At 68.1% G+C, this 18936-nt stretch carries 19 protein-coding genes; 11 read left to right on the forward strand and 8 right to left on the reverse strand.

Annotation, left to right across the window (positions count from 1 at the left end; all coding sequences use genetic code 11):
• The first annotated feature begins 209 nt into the window (after nucleotides 1–209).
• The 5 genes from ACRWNM_RS29445 (at nucleotide 210) to ACRWNM_RS29465 (ending at nucleotide 5739) form a co-directional block, all read left to right on the forward strand.
• Nucleotides 210–1172 (forward strand): alpha/beta fold hydrolase, encoded by a 963-nt coding sequence (locus ACRWNM_RS29445; protein WP_431971386.1) that lies wholly within the window; start codon nucleotides 210–212, stop codon nucleotides 1170–1172.
• A gap of 262 nt (nucleotides 1173–1434) precedes the next feature.
• Nucleotides 1435–1722 carry a hypothetical protein gene (locus tag ACRWNM_RS29450; RefSeq protein ID WP_431971387.1) on the forward strand — a complete coding sequence of 96 codons (288 nt, stop codon included), beginning with the start codon at nucleotides 1435–1437 and terminating at the stop codon, nucleotides 1720–1722.
• 469 nt (nucleotides 1723–2191) lie between these two features.
• On the forward strand, nucleotides 2192–3022 hold the full coding sequence (locus ACRWNM_RS29455; protein ID WP_431971388.1) for a hypothetical protein: 831 nt from the start codon (nucleotides 2192–2194) through the stop codon (nucleotides 3020–3022).
• 27 nt (nucleotides 3023–3049) lie between these two features.
• Entirely contained in the window at nucleotides 3050–4990 is a 1941-nt protein-coding gene (locus ACRWNM_RS29460; protein ID WP_431971389.1) for a fumarate reductase/succinate dehydrogenase flavoprotein subunit, read from the forward strand.
• Between the two features lie 2 nt (nucleotides 4991–4992).
• On the forward strand, nucleotides 4993–5739 hold the full coding sequence (locus ACRWNM_RS29465; RefSeq protein WP_431971390.1) for a succinate dehydrogenase/fumarate reductase iron-sulfur subunit: 747 nt from the start codon (nucleotides 4993–4995) through the stop codon (nucleotides 5737–5739).
• Between the two features lie 81 nt (nucleotides 5740–5820).
• Here the strand turns inward: ACRWNM_RS29465 and ACRWNM_RS29470 are convergent, their stop codons facing one another.
• From ACRWNM_RS29470 to ACRWNM_RS29485, 4 genes are all read right to left on the reverse strand, one after another.
• A complete protein-coding gene (locus ACRWNM_RS29470; RefSeq protein ID WP_431971391.1) occupies nucleotides 5821–6018 on the reverse strand; it encodes a hypothetical protein in 198 nt (65 codons plus the stop codon).
• 154 nt (nucleotides 6019–6172) lie between these two features.
• Nucleotides 6173–6406: a DUF397 domain-containing protein gene (locus tag ACRWNM_RS29475; protein ID WP_431971453.1), complete on the reverse strand. Its 234-nt coding sequence runs from the start codon at nucleotides 6404–6406 to the stop codon at nucleotides 6173–6175.
• 2 nt (nucleotides 6407–6408) lie between these two features.
• Nucleotides 6409–6612 carry a DUF397 domain-containing protein gene (locus tag ACRWNM_RS29480; RefSeq protein WP_431971392.1) on the reverse strand — a complete coding sequence of 68 codons (204 nt, stop codon included), beginning with the start codon at nucleotides 6610–6612 and terminating at the stop codon, nucleotides 6409–6411.
• On the reverse strand, nucleotides 6609–7454 hold the full coding sequence (locus tag ACRWNM_RS29485) for a helix-turn-helix domain-containing protein (RefSeq protein WP_431971393.1): 846 nt from the start codon (nucleotides 7452–7454) through the stop codon (nucleotides 6609–6611). Before ACRWNM_RS29485 ends, ACRWNM_RS29480 begins: the two co-directional genes overlap by 4 nt.
• A gap of 462 nt (nucleotides 7455–7916) precedes the next feature.
• On the opposite strand from ACRWNM_RS29485, the gene ACRWNM_RS29490 reads away from it, so the two are divergent.
• Both ACRWNM_RS29490 and ACRWNM_RS29495 read left to right on the forward strand, forming a co-directional pair.
• On the forward strand, nucleotides 7917–8207 hold the full coding sequence (locus ACRWNM_RS29490; protein ID WP_431971394.1) for a hypothetical protein: 291 nt from the start codon (nucleotides 7917–7919) through the stop codon (nucleotides 8205–8207).
• Complete coding sequence (locus ACRWNM_RS29495; protein ID WP_431971395.1) at nucleotides 8207–8413, forward strand: hypothetical protein; 207 nt, start codon at nucleotides 8207–8209, stop codon at nucleotides 8411–8413. The genes ACRWNM_RS29490 and ACRWNM_RS29495 overlap by 1 nt, the downstream gene beginning before the upstream one ends.
• Before the next feature lies 1 nt (nucleotide 8414).
• Here ACRWNM_RS29495 and ACRWNM_RS29500 read toward each other — a convergent pair whose 3' ends face one another.
• Together ACRWNM_RS29500 and ACRWNM_RS29505 are read right to left on the reverse strand one after the other, a co-directional pair.
• Nucleotides 8415–9344 carry a DNA-3-methyladenine glycosylase family protein gene (locus ACRWNM_RS29500; RefSeq protein WP_431971454.1) on the reverse strand — a complete coding sequence of 310 codons (930 nt, stop codon included), beginning with the start codon at nucleotides 9342–9344 and terminating at the stop codon, nucleotides 8415–8417.
• A gap of 335 nt (nucleotides 9345–9679) precedes the next feature.
• Nucleotides 9680–12520, reverse strand: a complete 2841-nt coding sequence (locus tag ACRWNM_RS29505; RefSeq protein ID WP_431971396.1) for an FAD-binding and (Fe-S)-binding domain-containing protein — start codon at nucleotides 12518–12520, stop codon at nucleotides 9680–9682.
• A 323-nt stretch (nucleotides 12521–12843) separates the two neighbouring features.
• On the opposite strand from ACRWNM_RS29505, the gene ACRWNM_RS29510 reads away from it, so the two are divergent.
• The gene (locus ACRWNM_RS29510) at nucleotides 12844–14724 is read left to right on the forward strand and encodes an ABC transporter ATP-binding protein (protein ID WP_431971397.1); all 1881 of its coding nucleotides are present in this window, start codon (nucleotides 12844–12846) and stop codon (nucleotides 14722–14724) included.
• A 332-nt stretch (nucleotides 14725–15056) separates the two neighbouring features.
• Entirely contained in the window at nucleotides 15057–15551 is a 495-nt protein-coding gene (locus ACRWNM_RS29515) for a hypothetical protein (RefSeq protein WP_431971398.1), read from the forward strand.
• 54 nt (nucleotides 15552–15605) lie between these two features.
• Here ACRWNM_RS29515 and ACRWNM_RS29520 read toward each other — a convergent pair whose 3' ends face one another.
• Both ACRWNM_RS29520 and ACRWNM_RS29525 read right to left on the reverse strand, forming a co-directional pair.
• Nucleotides 15606–16601, reverse strand: a complete 996-nt coding sequence (locus ACRWNM_RS29520) for an oxidoreductase (protein WP_431971400.1) — start codon at nucleotides 16599–16601, stop codon at nucleotides 15606–15608.
• A gap of 108 nt (nucleotides 16602–16709) precedes the next feature.
• Nucleotides 16710–17777, reverse strand: coding sequence for a DNA polymerase IV (locus ACRWNM_RS29525; RefSeq protein ID WP_431971402.1), 1068 nt, complete (start codon nucleotides 17775–17777; stop codon nucleotides 16710–16712).
• A 94-nt stretch (nucleotides 17778–17871) separates the two neighbouring features.
• On the opposite strand from ACRWNM_RS29525, the gene ACRWNM_RS29530 reads away from it, so the two are divergent.
• Both ACRWNM_RS29530 and ACRWNM_RS29535 read left to right on the forward strand, forming a co-directional pair.
• Nucleotides 17872–18453 (forward strand): TetR/AcrR family transcriptional regulator, encoded by a 582-nt coding sequence (locus ACRWNM_RS29530; protein WP_431971403.1) that lies wholly within the window; start codon nucleotides 17872–17874, stop codon nucleotides 18451–18453.
• A complete protein-coding gene (locus ACRWNM_RS29535; protein WP_431971404.1) occupies nucleotides 18450–18893 on the forward strand; it encodes a PaaI family thioesterase in 444 nt (147 codons plus the stop codon). Before ACRWNM_RS29530 ends, ACRWNM_RS29535 begins: the two co-directional genes overlap by 4 nt.
• Nucleotides 18894–18936 lie beyond the last annotated feature (43 nt).

The following is an 18936-nucleotide window of genomic DNA, read 5'->3' on the forward strand; positions in this document are numbered from 1 at the left end:
CGAGCGGAATCTCCGTCTATCTAGCGATCCGGCTAGATTTTCGTAGATTCTCCTGCGAAGAGGTCGGTCAACCGAAACCGATCGACCGGCGGCCTCGGTTGGACAACGTGTCCATAACGTCCGGTATGGGCGGCTAACGGCGCGGAAATGGATATCGAACAACCTGTCAAGACGCTCCGGCACAGGTGCCACGCCGCAGGAGAAAGCCAATGTCGACGATCGCCCGCCGCGCCGCCGATTACGACGGCCACCGTGTCACGGTGTCGACCGATGACGGTATCCCGATCTCGGTCCGCACCTTCGGCGCCGACGATGCGCCGCTCACCGCTGTGTTCGTGCATGGGCACTGCCTGCACACCGAATCGTGGTCCTTCCTGCGGGAACAACTCACGCGCCAGTGGGGCGACGCCATCAGGATGGTCTTCTACGACCACCGGGGCCACGGCGCGTCCGGCGTGGCCGCCCCGGCGACCTACACCATCGACCAGCTCGGCCACGATCTCGACGCGGTGCTGCGCGCGGTCACGCCGGTCGGCCCGGTGGTGCTGATCGGACACTCCATGGGCGCGATGGTGCTGCTCGCCTACGCCAGGCTGTTCCCGGAGGCCATCGGGACGCGCGTGGTGGGCGTCGGCCTGATCGCGGGCGCCGCCAACGGGCTCACCGAGGTCGGCGTCGGCCGGCTCCTGCACCGGTACGCGGTGGTCTCGCTCCAGACCGCCGTGCTGCGCGCGCCGCGGGTCATGCAGGCGTCGAAGCGGTTCTCCCGGCGCATCTTCGAGCCGATCATGCGCGAGGCCAGCTTCGGCACCAGGAAGATCAATCCGAGGATGATCGCCGTCGCGACGGCCATGCTCAACGAGACGCCGCTGCTGACCATGTCCAGCTTCCTCGGCTCGCTGATCGCGTTCGACGAGACCGCGACGCTGCACCGGCTCGGCACCATCCCGGCATTGGTGCTCGCGGGCTCGGCCGACATCGTGGTGCCGTTCGCACACTCGGTGCTGCTGGCCGCGCAACTGACCAGCTCGGAGCTGGTCCGGGTCGAGGGCGCGGGCCACAGCGTCATCCTGGAGCGGGCCGAGGAGGTCGCCCTGTCGATCGTCGCCCTGGTGAACCGGGTATCGGCGACGATGACCACCCCCGGCCCGGAGTACGCCGCCGCCAGCTGATCCGGCCGAACTTCACCGCTGCGGTTGCGAACCGTCGCGGGAGCGCGCACCCTCGATGCACCCCCCGAAGACGCGGGCAACATATCCGCAAATCTGAGAATCCCGAATCGCACGAGCTTGTTCGGGATTCTTTCTGTACTGTGTTGTAAATCACGTTGTGTGGTGAGTCACACGACTCGGTAGCGCGCGGCCCTGGGGAGATCTCCGGAACCGCCCGTGCTGGCCGGGCTCGCACGGCCACCGGGGAACTCAGGAGGTAACGATGACACGCAGCGATATCGCGGAACTCCGCTACGCGGTCAACCAGCTCCGGCAATCCATCGGCGCACTGCGCACCCACTACGGCGACGCGAACACGGTGCGACGGCTGGAAAACGACCTCGACCGGCTCGTCATCGATGCCGACGAGTTCGAGCAGTCGCCGCCGCCCGAAGTGACCCGGCGCCCCCAGGAGACCATCTACGTACCGGACAGCAAATCCGACGAGGCGGCCTGGATGGGCGCACAGGACGAGGGCCTAGGCTTCCACTCCCGCCCACGCACGAAGTAGCGACTCGACAGCGGTGCTCGCCCGTCGATTCGGGCGAGCACCGCTGCGTTCATCCCCGGAGTCGCGCGATCCGCCCACCGTCGTTGTCGCGGAAGCCGATTCGAGACGGCGTGGTGCCGCCGAGCACGACGACGCCTGTCGCTCAGACTCGAAGGCACCCAGAGGGCGCCTCCCGTGGACCACGATCGGATCAGTGATCGTCGACGCGAAGCCGGGGCCACCCAGCGGTTTTGCCGCCGCCCGCAGCACGCCGACCAGGGCGGCGTCCGAAATTCTCGCGCCCTCCGACCATCCGGCCGTAGCCGCACCCACGCCCCATGTGTGGCGCAAATCATAGGCGGCAGGGCGGGTCGGTATTGCCGGGACCACGCTCGAGCCATAGCTGACGTGTCGTATGGTGCTCAGCATCACATTGGATCGCGGTCGGTATCGATTCCGTCCGCAGAGCAGATCAGCGAGGCATCCACCTGTGAGTGCCGCACCGACCGCCACCCCCCAGCAAGGGACCGGCGTTTTCAGCAAGACCAGGGCCCGAATCTCCGAGCGCACGCTCCGCACCGACCGCTGGTGGGTGCCGCCGCTGTTCACCGTGCTCGGGCTGGCCGCTTTCGTCATCTACGCGACCGTCAGATCGTTTGTGCGAACGGCATATTGGGTGCCGGACTACCACTATCTGACGCCGTTCTACTCGCCGTGCCTGAGCGCGTCGTGCGTCCCGGGTTCCAGCCACTTCGGCGAGCCCTTCGGCGAACTGCCGATGTGGATTCCGCTCGGCTTCGTAGTGCTCCCGTTCCTGCTCGGCTTCCGTTTGACCTGCTACTACTACCGCAAGGCCTACTACCGCGCGGTGTGGTTCTCCCCGCCGGCCTGCGCCGTGGCCGAACCGCACGGCAAGTACACCGGCGAGACCAGGCTGCCGCTGATCGTCCAGAACGTGCACCGCTACTTCTTCTATGTGGCCGTGGTGGTTTCGTTGATCAACAGCTACGACGCGATCATCGCCTTCCACGGCAAGGACGGCGGGTTCGGCTTCGGCCTCGGCAATATCGTCCTGCTCGGCAACGTGATCCTGCTGTGGGCCTACACGCTGTCGTGCCACTCCTGCAGGCACATCGCGGGCGGCAGGTTGAAGCACTTCTCGGCCCACCCGGTGCGGTACTGGTTCTGGACCCAGGTGTCCAAACTCAACACCCGTCACATGGGGCTGGCGTGGACCACGCTCGGCACCCTCGTGCTGACCGACTTCTACGTGATGTTGGTGGCCAGCAACACCATTTCGGACCTGCGGTTCATCAACTGACCGCTCGACTCAGGAGTACTCGCGGCAATGCCAGAAGTGGAACGGCACAAGTACGACGTCGTCGTTATCGGTGCCGGTGGCGCCGGACTGCGCGCGGTGATCGAGGCCCGCGAACACGGGCTCTCCGTCGCGGTGGTGTGCAAGTCTCTGTTCGGTAAGGCGCACACCGTGATGGCCGAGGGCGGCTGCGCCGCCTCGATGGGCAACGCCAACGAAAAGGACAGCTGGCAAACCCATTTCAGGGACACCATGCGCGGAGGCAAGTTCCTCAACAACTGGCGCATGGCCGAACTACACGCCCAGGAGGCCCCGGACCGGGTCTGGGAGCTGGAAACCTACGGGGCGCTGTTCGACCGGACCGCCGACGGCCGGATCAGTCAGCGCAACTTCGGCGGCCACACCTACCCGCGGCTCGCGCACGTCGGCGACCGCACCGGACTCGAGATCATCCGCACCATGCAGCAGAAGATCGTCTCGCTGCAACAGGAGGATCACGCGGAGACCGGCGACTACGAGTCGCGCATCAAGGTGTTCGCCGAGTGCACCATCACCGAGCTGCTCAAGGACGGCGAGCGGATCTCGGGCGCGTTCGGCTACTGGCGCGAATCGGGCAAGTTCGTCCTCTTCGAATCTCCAGCGGTGGTGCTCGCGACCGGCGGCATCGGCAAGTCGTACAAGGTGACCTCGAACTCGTGGGAGTACACCGGCGACGGGCACGCGCTGGCGCTACGGGCAGGCGCGACGCTGATCAACATGGAATTCCTGCAATTCCACCCGACCGGCATGGTCTGGCCGCCCAGCGTGAAGGGCATTCTGGTCACCGAGGGCGTGCGCGGCGACGGCGGCGTGCTGAAGAACACCGACGACAAGCGGTTCATGTTCGACTACATCCCTTCGGTGTTCAAGGGCCAGTACGCCGAGACCGAGGCCGAGGCCGATCAGTGGCTGAAGGACAACGACTCCGCTCGCCGCACCCCTGACCTGCTCCCCCGCGACGAGGTCGCGCGCGCCATCAACTCCGAGGTCAAGGCCGGGCGCGGCACCGAGCACGGCGGCGTCTACCTCGACATCGCCTCGCGACTGCCCGCCGAAGAGATCCGGCGCCGCCTGCCCTCGATGTACCACCAGTTCAAGGAGCTGGCCGACGTCGACATCACCAGGGAGCCGATGGAGGTCGGCCCGACCTGCCACTACGTGATGGGCGGCATCGAGGTCGACCCGGACACCGGCGCCGCGACGGTGCCGGGGCTGTTCGCGGCGGGCGAATGCTCCGGCGGCATGCACGGCTCGAACCGCCTCGGCGGCAACTCGCTGTCGGACCTACTGGTCTTCGGACGCCGCGCAGGACTGGGCGCCGCGACCTACGTGGAACTGCTGACCGAGCAGCCCGAGGTAGCCGATGCCGACATCGCGGCGGCGGCGAAAGCCGCTCTGGCACCGTTCGATCCGCCCGCCGAAGGCTCCGGCGAGAATCCCTACACGCTGCACACCGATCTGCAGCAGGCGATGAACGATCTGGTCGGCATCATCCGCAAAGAGCACGAGCTGGAGCAGGCCATCGAGCACCTGGACGGGCTGCGGGAACGCTTCGCGCAGGTCACCGTGGAGGGGCATCGGCAGTTCAATCCCGGCTGGCACCTCGCCATCGATCTGCGCAACATGCTGCTGGTGAGCGAGTGCGTGGCGCAGGCCGCGCTGCTGCGCACCGAGAGCCGCGGCGGGCACACCCGCGACGACTTCCCCACGATGGATCCGGTCTGGCGCAACAAGCTGCTGGTCTGCGCGATCGATCCGGCCGACGCGGCGGAGGACGTACCGCGGGTGCGGGTGACCCCGGAGGACCAGAAGCCGATGCGCGCCGACCTGCTGGCGCTGTTCGACCTCACCGAACTCGAAAAGTATTACAACTCCGCCGAGCTCGCCGGGCACCCGGCCAGTTCGGCCTCGGCCACAGAAGGTGAGGCGTAGCAATGGGTTACGACGCCAAATTCCGCGTGTGGCGCGGTGATCAGGATGGCGGCGCGCTGGAGGACTTCACCGTCGAGGTGAAAGAGGGCGAGGTGGTCCTCGACATCATCCACCGGCTACAGGCCACCCAGGCGCCCGACCTAGCGGTGCGGTGGAACTGCAAGGCGGGCAAGTGCGGTTCGTGCTCCGCGGAGGTCAACGGCCGTCCGCGTCTGCTGTGTATGACCCGCATGTCGACCTTCGAACCCGACGAGCTGATCACCGTGACGCCGATGCGCACCTTCCCGGTGATCCGCGACCTGGTGACGGATGTGTCGTTCAACTACGAGAAGGCGAGGGAGATCCCGTCGTTCACCCCGGCGCCGGATCTGAAGCCCGGTGATTACCGGATGAACCAGGTGGACGTGGAACGCTCGCAGGAGTTCCGCAAGTGCATCGAGTGCTTCCTGTGCCAGAACACCTGTCACGTGGTGCGCGACCACGAGGAGAACAAGCAGTCGTTCGCCGGACCGCGCTTCCTGATGCGGATCGCCGAGCTGGAGATGCATCCGCTGGACGTCGCCGATCGCCGCGAATTGGCCCAGCAGGACCAAGGTCTCGGCCTGTGCAACATCACCAAGTGCTGCACCGAGGTGTGCCCGGAGCACATCAAGATCACCGACAACGCGTTGATCCCGCTCAAGGAACGGGTGGTCGACCGTAAGTACGATCCGCTGGTCTGGTTGGGGAACAAGCTTTTTCGGCGCTGAATCGCGAGCCGAAGCGTTCTCGGAGCCGAAGCACCGATGACAACCGGCCGGGTTCTTGGCCCGGCCGGTCGGCGCACCCGTTCACAGCATCGCGACGACACCTATGGCGACCAACCACACCAGCACACCGACGAACAGCGCCGACAGCAGTGAGCTGGTCAGTACGAATATGCCCACCGATGACACCGCGAAGAGCAGTCCGACGATCAGCCATTCCACCCAATCGCCCGGACGCAGCTTCTTGTACCGGGGTGGGGAGTTCTTCAACCCACGGTCCACAAGCTGTGGGCTACCCGCTCTCGGCCGAGGTAAACGTGTAACCGTTGTCGAATCTGCTTCGTATCGTGATCTTTTCGCCAAAGATGATCACGGATCCGGATACGCCACGACCCGGCCCGCGGGCTTTCGCACCGTCGGACCGGGCCGTCGAACGTCAAGGTAGATCGAACTCGCCGTCGTGTACCCCCGCGGTGAAGGCGGCCCATTCCCCCGGGGTGAACACCAGCACGTGACCGTTCGGGTCCTCGGCGCTGCGCAGGGCTACGTGGCCCGCCGCGAGCAGCGCCACTTCCACGCCCCCGGATCCCGCGCCACCCGCGCTGCGCCACTCGGCGCCGGTCGAATCCACCGTGGCGCCGAGCTTGCCGTGCACCGCGTCCTCGGACATGTTCACGGGCGGGCGAATTCGCCGTCGGCGACGCCCGCCGAGAAGGCGTCCCACTCGCTTGGCGTGAAGATCAAAGCCGGACCCTCGGGGTTCTTGCTGTCGCGGACGCCGACCTGCCCACCGGGCAGGAAGGCCACTTCCACGCAGTCCCTGCTGCCCGAACGGGTGCTCTTGATCCAGGTCGCGCCGACGAGTTCGGTGCTCATGCCGCACACTCCTTCGCTAACTGCCTAAGCAGATGTCTACTGGGTTGGATGTCCAGCGCAGAGCGCTGGAGGCACTCGTGTGCCAGGTGGTAACGCTGAACATCGGCCGGTCTTTCGAGGTAGAGGTCCCCGGTGAAGCCTTCTACGTACACCACCGGAGGCTCGACCTGATGTCCCTTGCTGTCGGTGCCGAACCCTAGAACGGTGAACGGACCCGTGGAATCGCCGAGCGGGACGCCGGCCGCGAACGGCAGGATACGCAGGGAGACATTGGGTCTGGTGCTGAAATCGGCAAGATGACGTAGCTGCGCCGCCATCACTTTGGCGCCACCCACCGCGCGGTGCAGCACCGACTCGTGCAACACCACCTCCACCGTAGCGGGCGAGGCCTTCCTCGTGACGAGAGCTTGGCGTTGTATGCGTAATTGCACGCGCCGCTCGATTTCGTCTTCGGTGTCTTCGGGATAGCAGAGCCGGTTCAGTGCCCGCGCGTAGTCGGGGATCTGCAACAGGCCGAGCACGAGCTCGGGTTGATAGGAGCGCAGCTCGCGCGCCGAAGCCTCCAAACCGACGTAGACGTCGAAGTTTTCGGGGATCAGATCGCCGAACGCGTGCCACCAGCTCTTCACCGCGGCCTGCTGCGCCAGGCCCTTGAGCCCGTCACAGAGCTCGTCGGGGATGCCGTAGATACGACATAGCTCCTGGATGTCGATGGTGCGGATGCGGTCGGCCTGGCCCTTTTCCAGCCGCTGCAAAGTGCTCGCGCCCCACTCCATCAGGCGGGCGGCCTCGGCGATGGTGAGCCCGGCCTGGCTACGCCAGTCCCTGAGGTATCTGCCCAATTGGCGGCGCGGTAGGGTAGACGAGCCGTTGTCGGAGGCCGCGGGAGTGCGGTGGGTCTCGGAGGTCGCGCTCTCCGAATTCGCTGCTGTTCTTGCCGAACTCGCTGACACAGTACGCTCCGCTCTGTGCTCGGACTCCTCACCCGAGGCGATCCGGGGCGCACCCACAAGCTCGGTTCCCCGTGACTTCGCTTGGGCAATAAGGGCAATGGGGCTTCGTGTGGCTCTGCTGTGGCGTTGTCCAACGTCGGTAGCGGACTTCCTCGTCCACTATGGAGAATCCTGCCCTCCCGGTTGGATTTCGTGCTGGGAATTCGCGCGAAATCTTTTGAGATCCCCGAACACTGCCGTGTCGCGGCGGCTCCGGTGGTGTGCTGGAAGTGTGCTCGGATCGAGCGCCGCACCGGGAAACGGACCGAGGAACGAGGAGTCATGGCCGTACACGTCATAGGGTCGTCGTTGATGACCAGCGATCTGACCCCACATCGAGCGCGCAGCGTAGGACAGGAGAGCTGGGTGGTCTCGTACCTGCCAGGGCGCACCCTCACCTGCGCGCAAGCTGTTGCGGCGCTGCGAGTTGCCGAAGTTGTGCCAACCCTGCTTGACACCGTCGGCGAGCTCGCCGACGAGGTGGGGCTCACCGCGCTCGAGGCGGTCGGCATGGCGGTGCACCAAGCGCCATGGGACGAACGGCCCGCGCCGCGGCGCACCCGACTATTCGGCGCGACCCGCGAGCGGGTGGGGGTCGCCTGATGCAATTGACGAATCTGAACATGCACGTCGCCGGACTGCTGGTCTGCGGACGCGACCCCGGCGTGATGACCGACGAACAGGCCCACGCGGCAATGCAATTACATATCGACTGCACGGTAGACAGCTGTCTGGTGCGCCGCCGGGCGCGGACCACGCTGGTCGAATCCGGCAAATGCGTCTTGGACGAGCGGGCGCTGCAACTCTGAGTCAGTGCCAGGTGTGATCGGTGAGCGGGGTGCGGGGGCCGAATTTCGGCTTGTACGCCAAGCCGCTGATCTCCAGCAGACGGACGGCCCGATAGCGATGCGGGCGAAGGGGTTCGAGGTACTCGACCATCGCCTCGTCGTCGATCGGGCGGCCGAGCAAGGTCCAGCCGACGACGGCGGCCAAGTGGTAGTCGCCGACCGAGAGGGCGTCGGCGTCGCCGTAGGCCCGCTGGGCGGTCTCGGCGGCCGTCCAGATACCGATGCCGGGCACCGAACACAGCCGGCGCGCTGCCTCGGCCGGATCCTGGTCGGTGGTGCGCTCCAGCGATTCCGCGAGCCGGGCCGCGCGCACGATGGTCTGCGCGCGCTGGGGTCCGACGTTCGCGCGATGGAAGGTCCAGGACGGGATGCGCCGCCAGGTTTCGGCGTCCGGTGGCAGGCGCAGTCCCTCCGGAGCGGGTCCCGGCGCGGGTTCGCCGAACTGACGCACCAGCTTTCGCCAGGAGGCGCGCGCCGAGATCGTGTGCACCTTCTGCTCGAGCACGGAGGGCACCAGTGATTCGAGAACCAAGCCGGTACGCAGCATGCGCAGACCGGGGAAGCGGCGGTGCGCCTCGACCACCTTGGGGTGTTCGGGCGCGAAATCGGACAGGTCCTCGTCGAGGCAGAGCATGTGCTCGAGCCGGTCGAGGAATTCGGCCGCGCCGGGCCCCCACGCCTGTCCGCGCACCGAACACCGGTCGTCCTGGACGAGCCGGTAGGTGACCGGGCCGCTCGGCATCCGCGAGGCGTGCCAGTGCGCGCCATCGGCGGTCACCTGATGACAGGGGTCGCCCACACCGTGGCGCAGCGGCGCGATGGTGTGCGCGAGATCGATCGGCCGGTCGGACCGCACCGTTCGAGCCAGGCCGGACCGCGCGGCCGTCGCCATCTGTTCGCGCACGGACCCATTGTCCGGGAGTCCCGTGCGGCGACCGCACCCGGCCGGTCGTTTTGCGGAGGGTTGGCTCGGGCGCGCGGATACGGCGCCGGTATTTCGTAACGTGATGAATTGACGTCGCGATATTCGTTCGATCGGCAAACAGCTGGCAGTCGACACAATGGAGGATTGAATGATCACCAACGCGCTCAACTGGCTGCTCAATGCGTGGGGCAGTGTCTTCGCGGGTAGCTCCGGTTACCAGATACCCCCTGGCATGCTGCCCTTCGGTAGCTGAGGCACGCTCGCGCACTCGCCGCGAACATTCTGCGGCGAGTGCGGAATCCTCACTCTCCCACGAGGAATTGCGCCAGATGTCGACCGGGTCGTCCGGCCAGCTGAGTGCTCTGGGTGCGGCAGGAGAATCCGTCGGCGACGAATATCGCGTCTTCGGCAGCGGCACGTAACGCGGGAAGCAATCCATTACCGGCCACCGCGACCGAAATGTCGTAATGGCCTTTCTGCATTCCGAAGTTTCCGGCCATGCCGCAGCATCCGGCGACCTCCGTCACTTTCGCGCCGGTGCGGGTCAACACCCGGCGATCCGCGTCGAAACCGAGCACCGCATGCTGATGGCAGTGCGGCTGGACCACCACCTCGGCGTCGGGCCGCCGGGGTGGATGCCAGTCCGGGTGTCCGATCAGGAACTCGGCGAGCGTGCGGACCGCCGCGGCGGTGGGCGCCGCGCGGGGATCGTCGGCGAGCAGTTCGGGAAGGTCGGCGCGCAGGACCGCGGTGCACGAAGGCTCGAGACCGACGACGATGCCGCCCGCGCGGACGTGCTCGTCCAACTCGGCGAGGGTGGCGCGGAGTTTGGCGCGCGCACCGTCCAGTTGTCCGGTGCTGATCCAGGTCAGGCCGCAGCACAGCCGTCGCCGGGGGATGCGCACGCGATGACCGAGCGATTCGATCAGGGTGACGGCCGCCTCCGCGATCTCGGGATCGAAGGCGTCCGTGAAGGTGTCGAGCCAGAGCAGTACATCGGCGCGCTCATGAGACGGTGGTCCTGCGACCTGGGCTTCGCCCGGTGCGGCCGTTCGTAATTCGGAAGACGACGGAGCTCGCAGCGCCCGCGCCCTTTCGGTGCGGCGGAAGGGACGGTCGGCCAGCCGAGGTATGTCTCGGCGGGGGTCGATGCCCGCCGCGCGCAGGCCCGTCCGGCGCAACCAGCCGACACCGGCGATCGCGTTGGCGGCGCGGGGTATTCGGCTCGCGGGGCGGAGCCAGCGGGGCAACCAGCCGAGCGCGTAGTGGTCGCGCGGGCGCGGTCGGCGGCGATAGCGGCGGTACAGCGCCTCGGCCTTGTAGGTCGACATGTCGACGCCCGCCGGGCAGTCGGAGCGGCAGGCCTTGCACGAGAGGCACAGGTCGAGCGACTCCGCGACGGCGGGCGCGGACCAGGGCAGCGCACCGCGCACCACTTCTTGCAGGACGCGGGCGCGACCGCGGGTGCTGTCCTTCTCGTCGGCGGTGGCCAGGTACGAGGGGCACATGAAGCCGCCCGCGGCGGAGCTGTCGGCGCGACACTTGCCGACGCCGACGCAGCGATGCACCGCGGTGCCGATGTCGCCGTCGTCCTGCGGGAAGGCGAAGCCGCCCGCGGCGGGAACCCGCGGCAGACCCGCGACGCGCAGGTCGGCGTCGACCGGGCGCGGCTCGACCAGCACGCCGGGATTGAGCACGGCATCGGGATCGAACAGCGCCTTGTATCCGCCGAACGCCGCGAGCGCTTCGGGGGAGTACATCACCGAGAGCAGTTCGGAGCGGGCCCGCCCGTCGCCGTGCTCGCCGGACAGCGAACCGCCGTAGCGCACCACGAGTTCGGCGGCGTCGAACAGGAACGCCCGGAACCGTTGCGGCGCTTCGGTGATCGGCAGGTCGAGGCGGACGTGGATGCAGCCGTCGCCGAGGTGGCCGTAGAGCAGGCCGTCCACACCGTGCTGCGCGGTGAGCTCGGCGAAATCGCGCAGGTAAGCGCCGAGGTGTTCGGGCGGGACGGCGGAGTCCTCCCAGCCGGGCCATGCCGGTCGGCCGTCGGCGGTGCGTCCGGCCAGACCGGCGCCGTCGGCGCGGATCCGCCAGAGCGCCGCGACCGCCGCGGCGTCGGTGACGATGCGGGTGTCCAGCGCGTGCGTCGTCCGGCACAGCCGCTCGGCCATCGCGAGCGCCTCCGCCGCGCTCGCGCCCGTGGTCTCCACGAACAGCCAGCCGCCGCCGCGCGGGAGTTCGGGCACGGCGCCGCGATGCGCCCGCACCACGTCGACGAGGCGGGAGTCGATGCCCTCGACCGCGATCGGCGCGCACGCCATGACCGCGGCGACGTCGTCCGCGGCCGTGGCGATGTCCGGGTAGCCGAGCACCGTGAGCACGGTGGCGTGCGGCAGTTCGACCAGCTGGACCTCCGCGTCCAACAGCAGCCCGCAGGTGCCCTCGCTGCCGACGAACGACTTGGCGACGGCCGAACCGCGTTCCGGCAGCAGATGTTCCAGGCCGAAGCCGGAGGCTTGCCGGTCGAAACGACCCAGATCGGTGCGCAATACCGCGAGGTTGGACCTGGTGAATTCGGCCAGCCCCGGCACCGCGGCCGGGTCGTTCGCGAGGACGCGCTCGGTTCCGGTTCCGTCCAGGATGCGCAGCTCGCGCACGGTGTCGGAGGTGCGGCCCCACGCGACGGCGCGCGGCCCGCAGGCGTTGTTGCCGATCATGCCGCCGAGGGTGCAGCGGTTCTGCGTCGAGGGATCGGGGCCGAGCCGCAGCCCGTGCGGGCGGGCCGCGCTCTGCAATGCGGACAGCACGACGCCCGGCTGCACCCTGGCGGTTCGCCGGTCCGGGTCGATGCGCACGATCCGATTCAGATGCCTGCTGAAGTCGAGCACGAGGCCGGATCCGATCGCGTTGCCCGCCACCGACGTTCCCGCGCCGCGCGCGGTGACCGGCAGGCCGTGTTCGCGAGCGAAGCCGAGGGTTTCCGCGACATCGGAGTCCGATCGGGGGAACACCACCGCGGTGGGCAGCACGCGATAGTTCGACGCGTCGGTGGCGTATTCCGCGCGCCGCCGCGGGGACGCGTCCACCTCGCCGTCGATTCGCCCGCGCAGCGTTGTCGCCATCCGCTCCTCGGTCACCATGTCAGCCTAGGCGTACCTGCGCCTTCGCTCCGGCCACGCGCAGGCCAGGGGCAGGACTTCGCCCGGCAGCGCCTCCTGTGCGGACCTCCCGCCCTCGCTCCGGCCGTTCGCGGGTCGAAACGGGACTCGCCCGACAACTCCCGCTGTGGTGCGGGGCGAGCTCGGCCGACCGCGCGCGCCTCGGGAAGCCGCCCGGCCGGTGGCGGTTCGTTCTCCGAACGCGGAATTCGCGGCGACGCGGGAATCGACTTGCCCTCAACCTTTGTTGAGGTCCTAATGTCGGTGGCCAGCAGTTGGATGGCGGGGGTCGAGAGGGAGCGATCGTGAGTATCGAATCGGTGGCGTGGAGCCAGATGTATCGGCGGATGAACGCGCCCGACGAGCAGCGTCCGTTCAGTCTCGCCACCGCGAAGCGGATTCTCCGATTCGCCGCGCCACATCGGCGGCGGATCGGGGTGTTCCTGGCGTTCAGCGTGATCTCCGCGCTGCTCGCGGTGGCGACGCCGGTGCTGGCGGGTCGTGTGGTGAACGACATCGTCGGCGGAGCCGCGCCACGCGTGGTGGCGACGGTCGCGGCAGTTATCGGCGTGCTCGCGGTGCTCGACTCTGCGCTCGGGCTCGGCATCCGCTGGCTGTCGTCGCGGATCGGTGAGGGCCTGATCCTCGATCTGCGCAGCGCGGTGTTCGACCACGTGCAGCGGATGCCGATCGCGTTCTTCACCAGGACCAGGACCGGCGCACTGGTGAGCCGGCTGAACAACGACGTGATCGGCGCGCAGCGCGCGTTCAGCGACACGCTGTCCGGCGTCGTCGCGAACCTGGTCACGCTGGCCTTGACGCTGGGCGTGATGCTCGGCATCTCGTGGCGGATCACGCTGCTGGCGCTGGTGCTGCTTCCGGTGTTCGTGATCCCGGCGCGGCGGATGGGCAACCGGCTCGCCGGACTCCAGCGGGAGGCGGCGCGGCTGAACGCGGCCATGAGCACGCAGATGACCGAGCGGTTCTCCGCGCCGGGCGCCACCCTGGTGAAGCTGTTCGGCCGTCCCGAACAGGAATCCGACGAGTTCGCGCTGCGGGCCCGGCGGGTGCGCGACATCGGTGTGCGCACCGCGATGCTGCAAACGGTGTTCGTCACCTCGCTGACGCTGGTCTCGGCCCTCGCGGTCGCGCTGGTCTACGGACTCGGCGGCTGGTACGCGCTGCGCGGGCAGCTGGACGCGGGCGCGGTCGTCGCGCTCTCGCTGCTGCTGACCAGGCTGTACACGCCGCTGACGGCGCTGGCCAGCGCCCGGATGGAGATCATGTCCGCGCTGGTGAGCTTCGAGCGCGTCTTCGAGGTGCTGGATCTGCGCCCGCTGATCGAGGACGCGCCCGACGCGATCGCGGTCCCGGACGGCCCGGTCGCGGTGGAACTGGACGATGTGACCTTCGCGTACCCGTCGGCGGACAAGGTGTCGCTGGCGTCGCTGGAAGAGGTCGCGACGCTGGACACCAGGGGCGGGGTGGACGTGCTGCACAATGTGTCGCTGCGCGCCGAACCCGGGCAGCTGGTCGCGTTGGTCGGCTCCTCCGGAGCAGGCAAATCGACCATCGCCCAGCTGGTTTCGCGCCTGTACGACGTGGACGGCGGGGCGGTGCGACTGAACGGCGCCGACGTGCGGCAGATCGGCGCGCGCTCGCTGCACGAGACGGTCGGCCTGGTCACCCAGGACGGGCACCTGTTCCACGACACGATCCGGGCGAACCTGCTGCTGGCCCGCCCGGAGGCGACCGAGGCCGAGCTGTGGGACGCGCTGCGGCGGGCCCGCCTGCACGATCTGATCGCCGGGCTGCCGGACGGCCTGGACACCGTGGTCGGCGAGCGCGGTTACCGCCTCTCCGGCGGGGAACGCCAGCGGCTCACCATCGCCAGGCTGCTGCTCAAGCAGCCGCGCGTGGTGATCCTGGACGAGGCGACCGCGTCGCTGGACTCGACCTCGGAAGCCGCCGTGCAGGAAGCGCTTTCGGAAGCGCTGGAGGGCCGCACCGCACTGGTCATCGCGCACCGCCTGTCCACGATCCGCGCCGCCGACCAGATCCTGGTGCTGGAGGACGGCCGCGTCGTGGAACGCGGCACCCACACCCAGCTCCTGGCCGCCGAAGGGCGCTACGCCGAGTTGTACCGCACCCAGTTCGCGGACGAGCCGGTCACCATCGCGGCGTGAGCGAATTGCGCGAAAGGCCGCGTCGCGCAACGTCGACGCGGCCTTGTCCCGATGCACCTCGCACCGAAACGCCAACCAAATGCAGTGCGCGTGAGACCTGCATGAGCAATCATTGACCTGATCGAATCGTCGGAGCGCGGAAGGGACAGTGACGTGGAGCAAGCCACGGTGTATCGCTGGAACATCCGCAACGGCACCGGCGTGTTGGTTCGACCGGACGGTCCGCCCGCGTGGTTTCACTTGTCCAGTGTCGTGGAGGGGGACATACACGCCCTGCGAGAGGGTGACCGGGTCGACGTCGAAATCGAAGACGTTCCGCAGGGGGAATACGAATGCAGGGCGGTATCCGTGCGCAGGCACGCCTCGTAGTCACTGTCACTGCCGCGCTCGCGGCGATCCTCACGGTTCTGCTCGCCTTGGCACCCAAGGCAACCGGGCAACCTGCCGGTGAGTACCACTATCACCCGCATGACACTCGCTACCGCTACGACGGAGAGCACGGCAGTTTCACCGGCGACGTGATCTACGCCAGCCAAAACGCCGACGGCGGAAACAGGCTGATCTGGTCGCTGCGGCTCTCACCCTCGGTGCAGGCGATCGTGCAAGGACCGATGACATGCGGAGCCATCGTCGAAGGCAAACGCGGGTACAGCGACTCGCACGCCGGCATTCCCGCCGACTACTGGTGGCATTCGGTCGTCACCGACCTTCGTCTCGACACGACGTATCGCCTGGTCGCGAACTGCAACTTCACCGCAGCGAACGGACACACGACCGCGCCCGGAAACGTCCGGTACACCGTCGAATTCACGCTGCACTCGACATAGCGCGGTGCTGGGCCGCGTCGGGGTGTCCTCGACGCGGCCTTTCGGCTGTTCAGCTCAGAATTCGCCCGCGACGCCCAGGACCGTACGGCCGGAGTGCTTTCCGCTCTTGATGTCGGCGAGCACGGCCGCCGCCTCGGTGATCGGGGCGTAGCTTTCCAGGGTCGAAAGATGCTGGGGGCGAAGCTCGTTGCCCAGACGCGACCAGAGTCCGCGGCGCTTCTCGATCGGCATGTTGACCGAGTCGACGCCGAGCAGCGCGACGCCGCGCAGGATGAACGGCATGACCGTGGTGGGCAGGTCGTGGCCGCCGGTGAGGCCGCTCGCCGCGACCGCGCCGCCGTAGCCGATGCAGCTGAGCACGTAGGCCAGCGATTTGCCGCCGACGCTGTCGACCGCGCCCGCCCATTGCGCCTTGGCCAGCGGGCGCAGCTTCGCCTCGGGATCCTCCGGCAGGCGGCCGATCACCTCGTTGGCCCCGAGTTCGGAGAGCAGATCGCCCGCGTCTTTCTTGCCCGTGGACGCGATGACCTCGAAGCCGAGGCCGGACAGGATGTCCACGGCCACGGTGCCGACACCGCCGGTCGCACCGGTCACCAGGATCGCGCCGTCGTCGGGGGTGAGACCGCGGTCGAGCAGGGCCTGCACGCTCATCGCCGCGGTGAAACCGGCGGTGCCCAGGGCCGCGGCGTCGCGGGTGTTCAGCTCGTCCAGCTTCACCACCCACTCGTCCGGCACCTTGGCGTATTCGGCGAAGCCGCCGTGGTGTGAGACGCCGATCCCGTAGCCGTGCGCGACGACCTGATCACCCGGCGCGAAATCGTCGGACTCGGAGGCGACGACCTCGCCGGTGATATCGATGCCGGGCACGATCGGATAGTTGCGGACCACACCGCCGCCCGGCGTGATGGCGAGTCCGTCCTTGAAGTTGGCGCTCGAGTAATGCACCTTGATCGTGACGGTGCCCTGGCCGAGGAATTCCTCGTCGACCTGCTGCCGCGTCAACACGATCCCGCTGTCCGATTCGTGTGCCACCATCGCCCAGAACTCCATGCGGTCGAGCATACGAGGATCGGTGCCCGCTCGCGGCGCTCCGGCACTGCGCCGCACGTCGACCCGCGTGCGCTCGGTGTGAGAAAGAGTTGCTTCAGACGGCTGCGACTACTCCTCCGGCACGAACTCCAACCGCACGCCGAGCAGGCGCACCGGACGGTCGAGATCGAAGCGGTCGATGATGCGGAGGGCCGTCTCGGTGAGGGTGGCGACGTCGGCGGTCGGCTCCGGGAGTTTGGCCTGTTTGCTGCGCGTGTAGAAGGTCTTGGTCCGCACGGTGACGGAGACGCGGATGCTGATCCGGCCTGCCTCGGCCATTTCCTCGGCGACCTCGGTGGCGATCCGCGCCACCTGCGCGCGGATCTCGGCGGGGTCGGTGAGATCGTGTGGGAAAGTCTCGGATTTGCTGCGGCCCACCGGGATTCGCGGTTCGGTTGTCACTTCGGTGTCGCCCTTGCCGTGGCCGAGCACCCAGAGGTAGGGGCCCGTCGTGGGGCCGAACGCGTCGGCGAGCCGGTGCCGGTCGGCTGCCATCAGGTCGGCGACGGTGTGGATGTCGAGTTCGGCGAGGCGAGCGGCGATGCGGCTGCCGATGCCCCACAGCGCGTCGGTGGGGCGGTGCGCCATCACCTCGGTCCAGTTGGCGGCCGTCAGCCGGAACATGCCCGCCGCCGCGCCGGCGCCGGGCGCATCGGAGGATTTGCCCGCCGACTTGGCGAAACCGGTCGCGAGCTTGGCGGTGAGCTTGTTGTCGCCGATGCCGATCGAGCAGCTCAGGTCCAATTCCGCGATGGCGCCCCGGATTTCGCGGGCGAGCAGTTCGGGATCGTCGGTGTCGGCGGCCAGGAACGCCTCGTCCCAGCCCCACACCTCGATCCGGCCGGGGAAGGTGCGCAGCAGCGCCATGACCTCCTCGGAGGCTTCTTCGTAGGCGGCCATGTCGAGCGGCAGGAAGACGCCCTCCGGGCATTTCCGCAGTGCGCTGCGCAGCGCCATGCCCGCGCGGACGCCGTAGGCGCGGGCGGGGTACGACGCGCAGGTCACCACCTTGCGCGGTTCGTTCGGGTCGCCGTGGCCGCCGACGATGACCGGCTTGCCGCGCAGTTCCGGGTGGCGACGGAACTCCACCGCCGCCTGGAACTGGTCGAGATCGACGTGCAACAGCCACCTGGCCACCTCTCCGTCATACCGCACGGGTATGACAACCAGGCGCGATCAGGTGAACCTGCTCATCGTTGCGCCGTCGGAAAAACAGAACTAAATTCTGGATATGAAGATCCGAGATCGGTTGCTGCTGGCGGCCGAGCGCCAGTTCGCCGACCAAGGGGTGCTGGACGCGACGCTCGCGCAGATCCGCGAGGCGGCGGGCGCGAGCGTCGGCGCGCTCTACCACCACTTTCCGGACAAGGCGGATCTGTACCGGCAGGTGTGGGCGCACGCGCTGACCGACTACCAACAGCACTTCTGGGTGGTGGTCGGTCAGAGCACCGACGCGCGCGAGGGCATTACCGGGGGAGTGCGGGAACACCTGCGCTGGGTGACCGAAAACCAGCACCGGGCAAAGGTTCTCACCTCGGCCCGGCCGCCCGGCGTCCGCGAGAGCGAAAGCAACCGCACCTTCATGATCGACATCGCCCGCTGGTACCGCACCCACGCGGCGTACGGCGCGGTGCGTTCGCTGGATCTGGATCTCGTCTACGCACTGTGGCTCGGCCCCGCGCAGGAGTATTCGCGGCAGTGGCTGGGCGGTGACATCCGCACCGCGCCGACGGAGGTCGGCGCGGAACTGGCCGAGGCGGCCTGGCTGGCCCTCGACGCCGGATCGATACCGAAAAGAATGGAGCGGCAATGACCGTCGGCACATCGGCACTCGATTTCCACCAGGCCCAACAGGTACTGGCCGCGCAACCTTTCGCGGTGCTGGTCGGCACCGAGCTCACCCGATTCGGCGACGGCGCGGCCACTCTCGTCATCCCGATCCGACCGGAGCTGGGCCAGCAGTTCGGCTTCGTGCACGGTGGGGTGCTCGCCTACGCCGCCGACAACGCCCTCACCTTCGCGGCCGGCACGGTGCTCGGCGCGAACGTGCTGACCGGCGGGTTCACCATCACCTATCTGCGCCCGGCCGCCGGAGTTCGGTTGCGCGCGGAGGCGGCGGTGACGGGGTCCACGCGGCGGCAGGCGGTGGTGCGGTGCGAGATCTACGCGGAGTCGGAGACGGGGGAGTCGGTGCTGTGCGCGGTGGCGCAGGGGACAACGCGCAGTGTCGAGCGTGAGCTCGGGGGCTCGTGATCGGCGATCACCACCGAAAACGAAGGGGCCGGGCACGGTTTCC

It is taken from the genome of Nocardia sp. bgisy134, assembly GCF_965341865.1.
Taxonomy (GTDB): domain Bacteria; phylum Actinomycetota; class Actinomycetes; order Mycobacteriales; family Mycobacteriaceae; genus Nocardia.

Excerpts from the sequence above, each read along its gene's own strand:
- ACRWNM_RS29445 (WP_431971386.1), top strand. The coding sequence starts at position 210 with ATGTCGACGATCGCCCGCCGCGCCGCCGATTACGACGGCCACCGTGTC.
- ACRWNM_RS29450 (WP_431971387.1), top strand. The coding sequence starts at position 1,435 with ATGACACGCAGCGATATCGCGGAACTCCGCTACGCGGTCAACCAGCTC.
- ACRWNM_RS29460 (WP_431971389.1), top strand. The coding sequence starts at position 3,050 with ATGCCAGAAGTGGAACGGCACAAGTACGACGTCGTCGTTATCGGTGCC.
- ACRWNM_RS29465 (WP_431971390.1), top strand. The coding sequence starts at position 4,993 with ATGGGTTACGACGCCAAATTCCGCGTGTGGCGCGGTGATCAGGATGGC.
- ACRWNM_RS29475 (WP_431971453.1), bottom strand. The coding sequence starts at position 6,406 with ATGTCCGAGGACGCGGTGCACGGCAAGCTCGGCGCCACGGTGGATTCG.
- ACRWNM_RS29480 (WP_431971392.1), bottom strand. The coding sequence starts at position 6,612 with ATGAGCACCGAACTCGTCGGCGCGACCTGGATCAAGAGCACCCGTTCG.
- ACRWNM_RS29490 (WP_431971394.1), top strand. The coding sequence starts at position 7,917 with ATGACCAGCGATCTGACCCCACATCGAGCGCGCAGCGTAGGACAGGAG.
- ACRWNM_RS29495 (WP_431971395.1), top strand. The coding sequence starts at position 8,207 with ATGCAATTGACGAATCTGAACATGCACGTCGCCGGACTGCTGGTCTGC.
- ACRWNM_RS29500 (WP_431971454.1), bottom strand. The coding sequence starts at position 9,344 with ATGGCGACGGCCGCGCGGTCCGGCCTGGCTCGAACGGTGCGGTCCGAC.
- ACRWNM_RS29505 (WP_431971396.1), bottom strand. The coding sequence starts at position 12,520 with ATGGTGACCGAGGAGCGGATGGCGACAACGCTGCGCGGGCGAATCGAC.
- ACRWNM_RS29515 (WP_431971398.1), top strand. The coding sequence starts at position 15,057 with ATGCAGGGCGGTATCCGTGCGCAGGCACGCCTCGTAGTCACTGTCACT.
- ACRWNM_RS29520 (WP_431971400.1), bottom strand. The coding sequence starts at position 16,601 with ATGGAGTTCTGGGCGATGGTGGCACACGAATCGGACAGCGGGATCGTG.
- ACRWNM_RS29530 (WP_431971403.1), top strand. The coding sequence starts at position 17,872 with ATGAAGATCCGAGATCGGTTGCTGCTGGCGGCCGAGCGCCAGTTCGCC.
- ACRWNM_RS29535 (WP_431971404.1), top strand. The coding sequence starts at position 18,450 with ATGACCGTCGGCACATCGGCACTCGATTTCCACCAGGCCCAACAGGTA.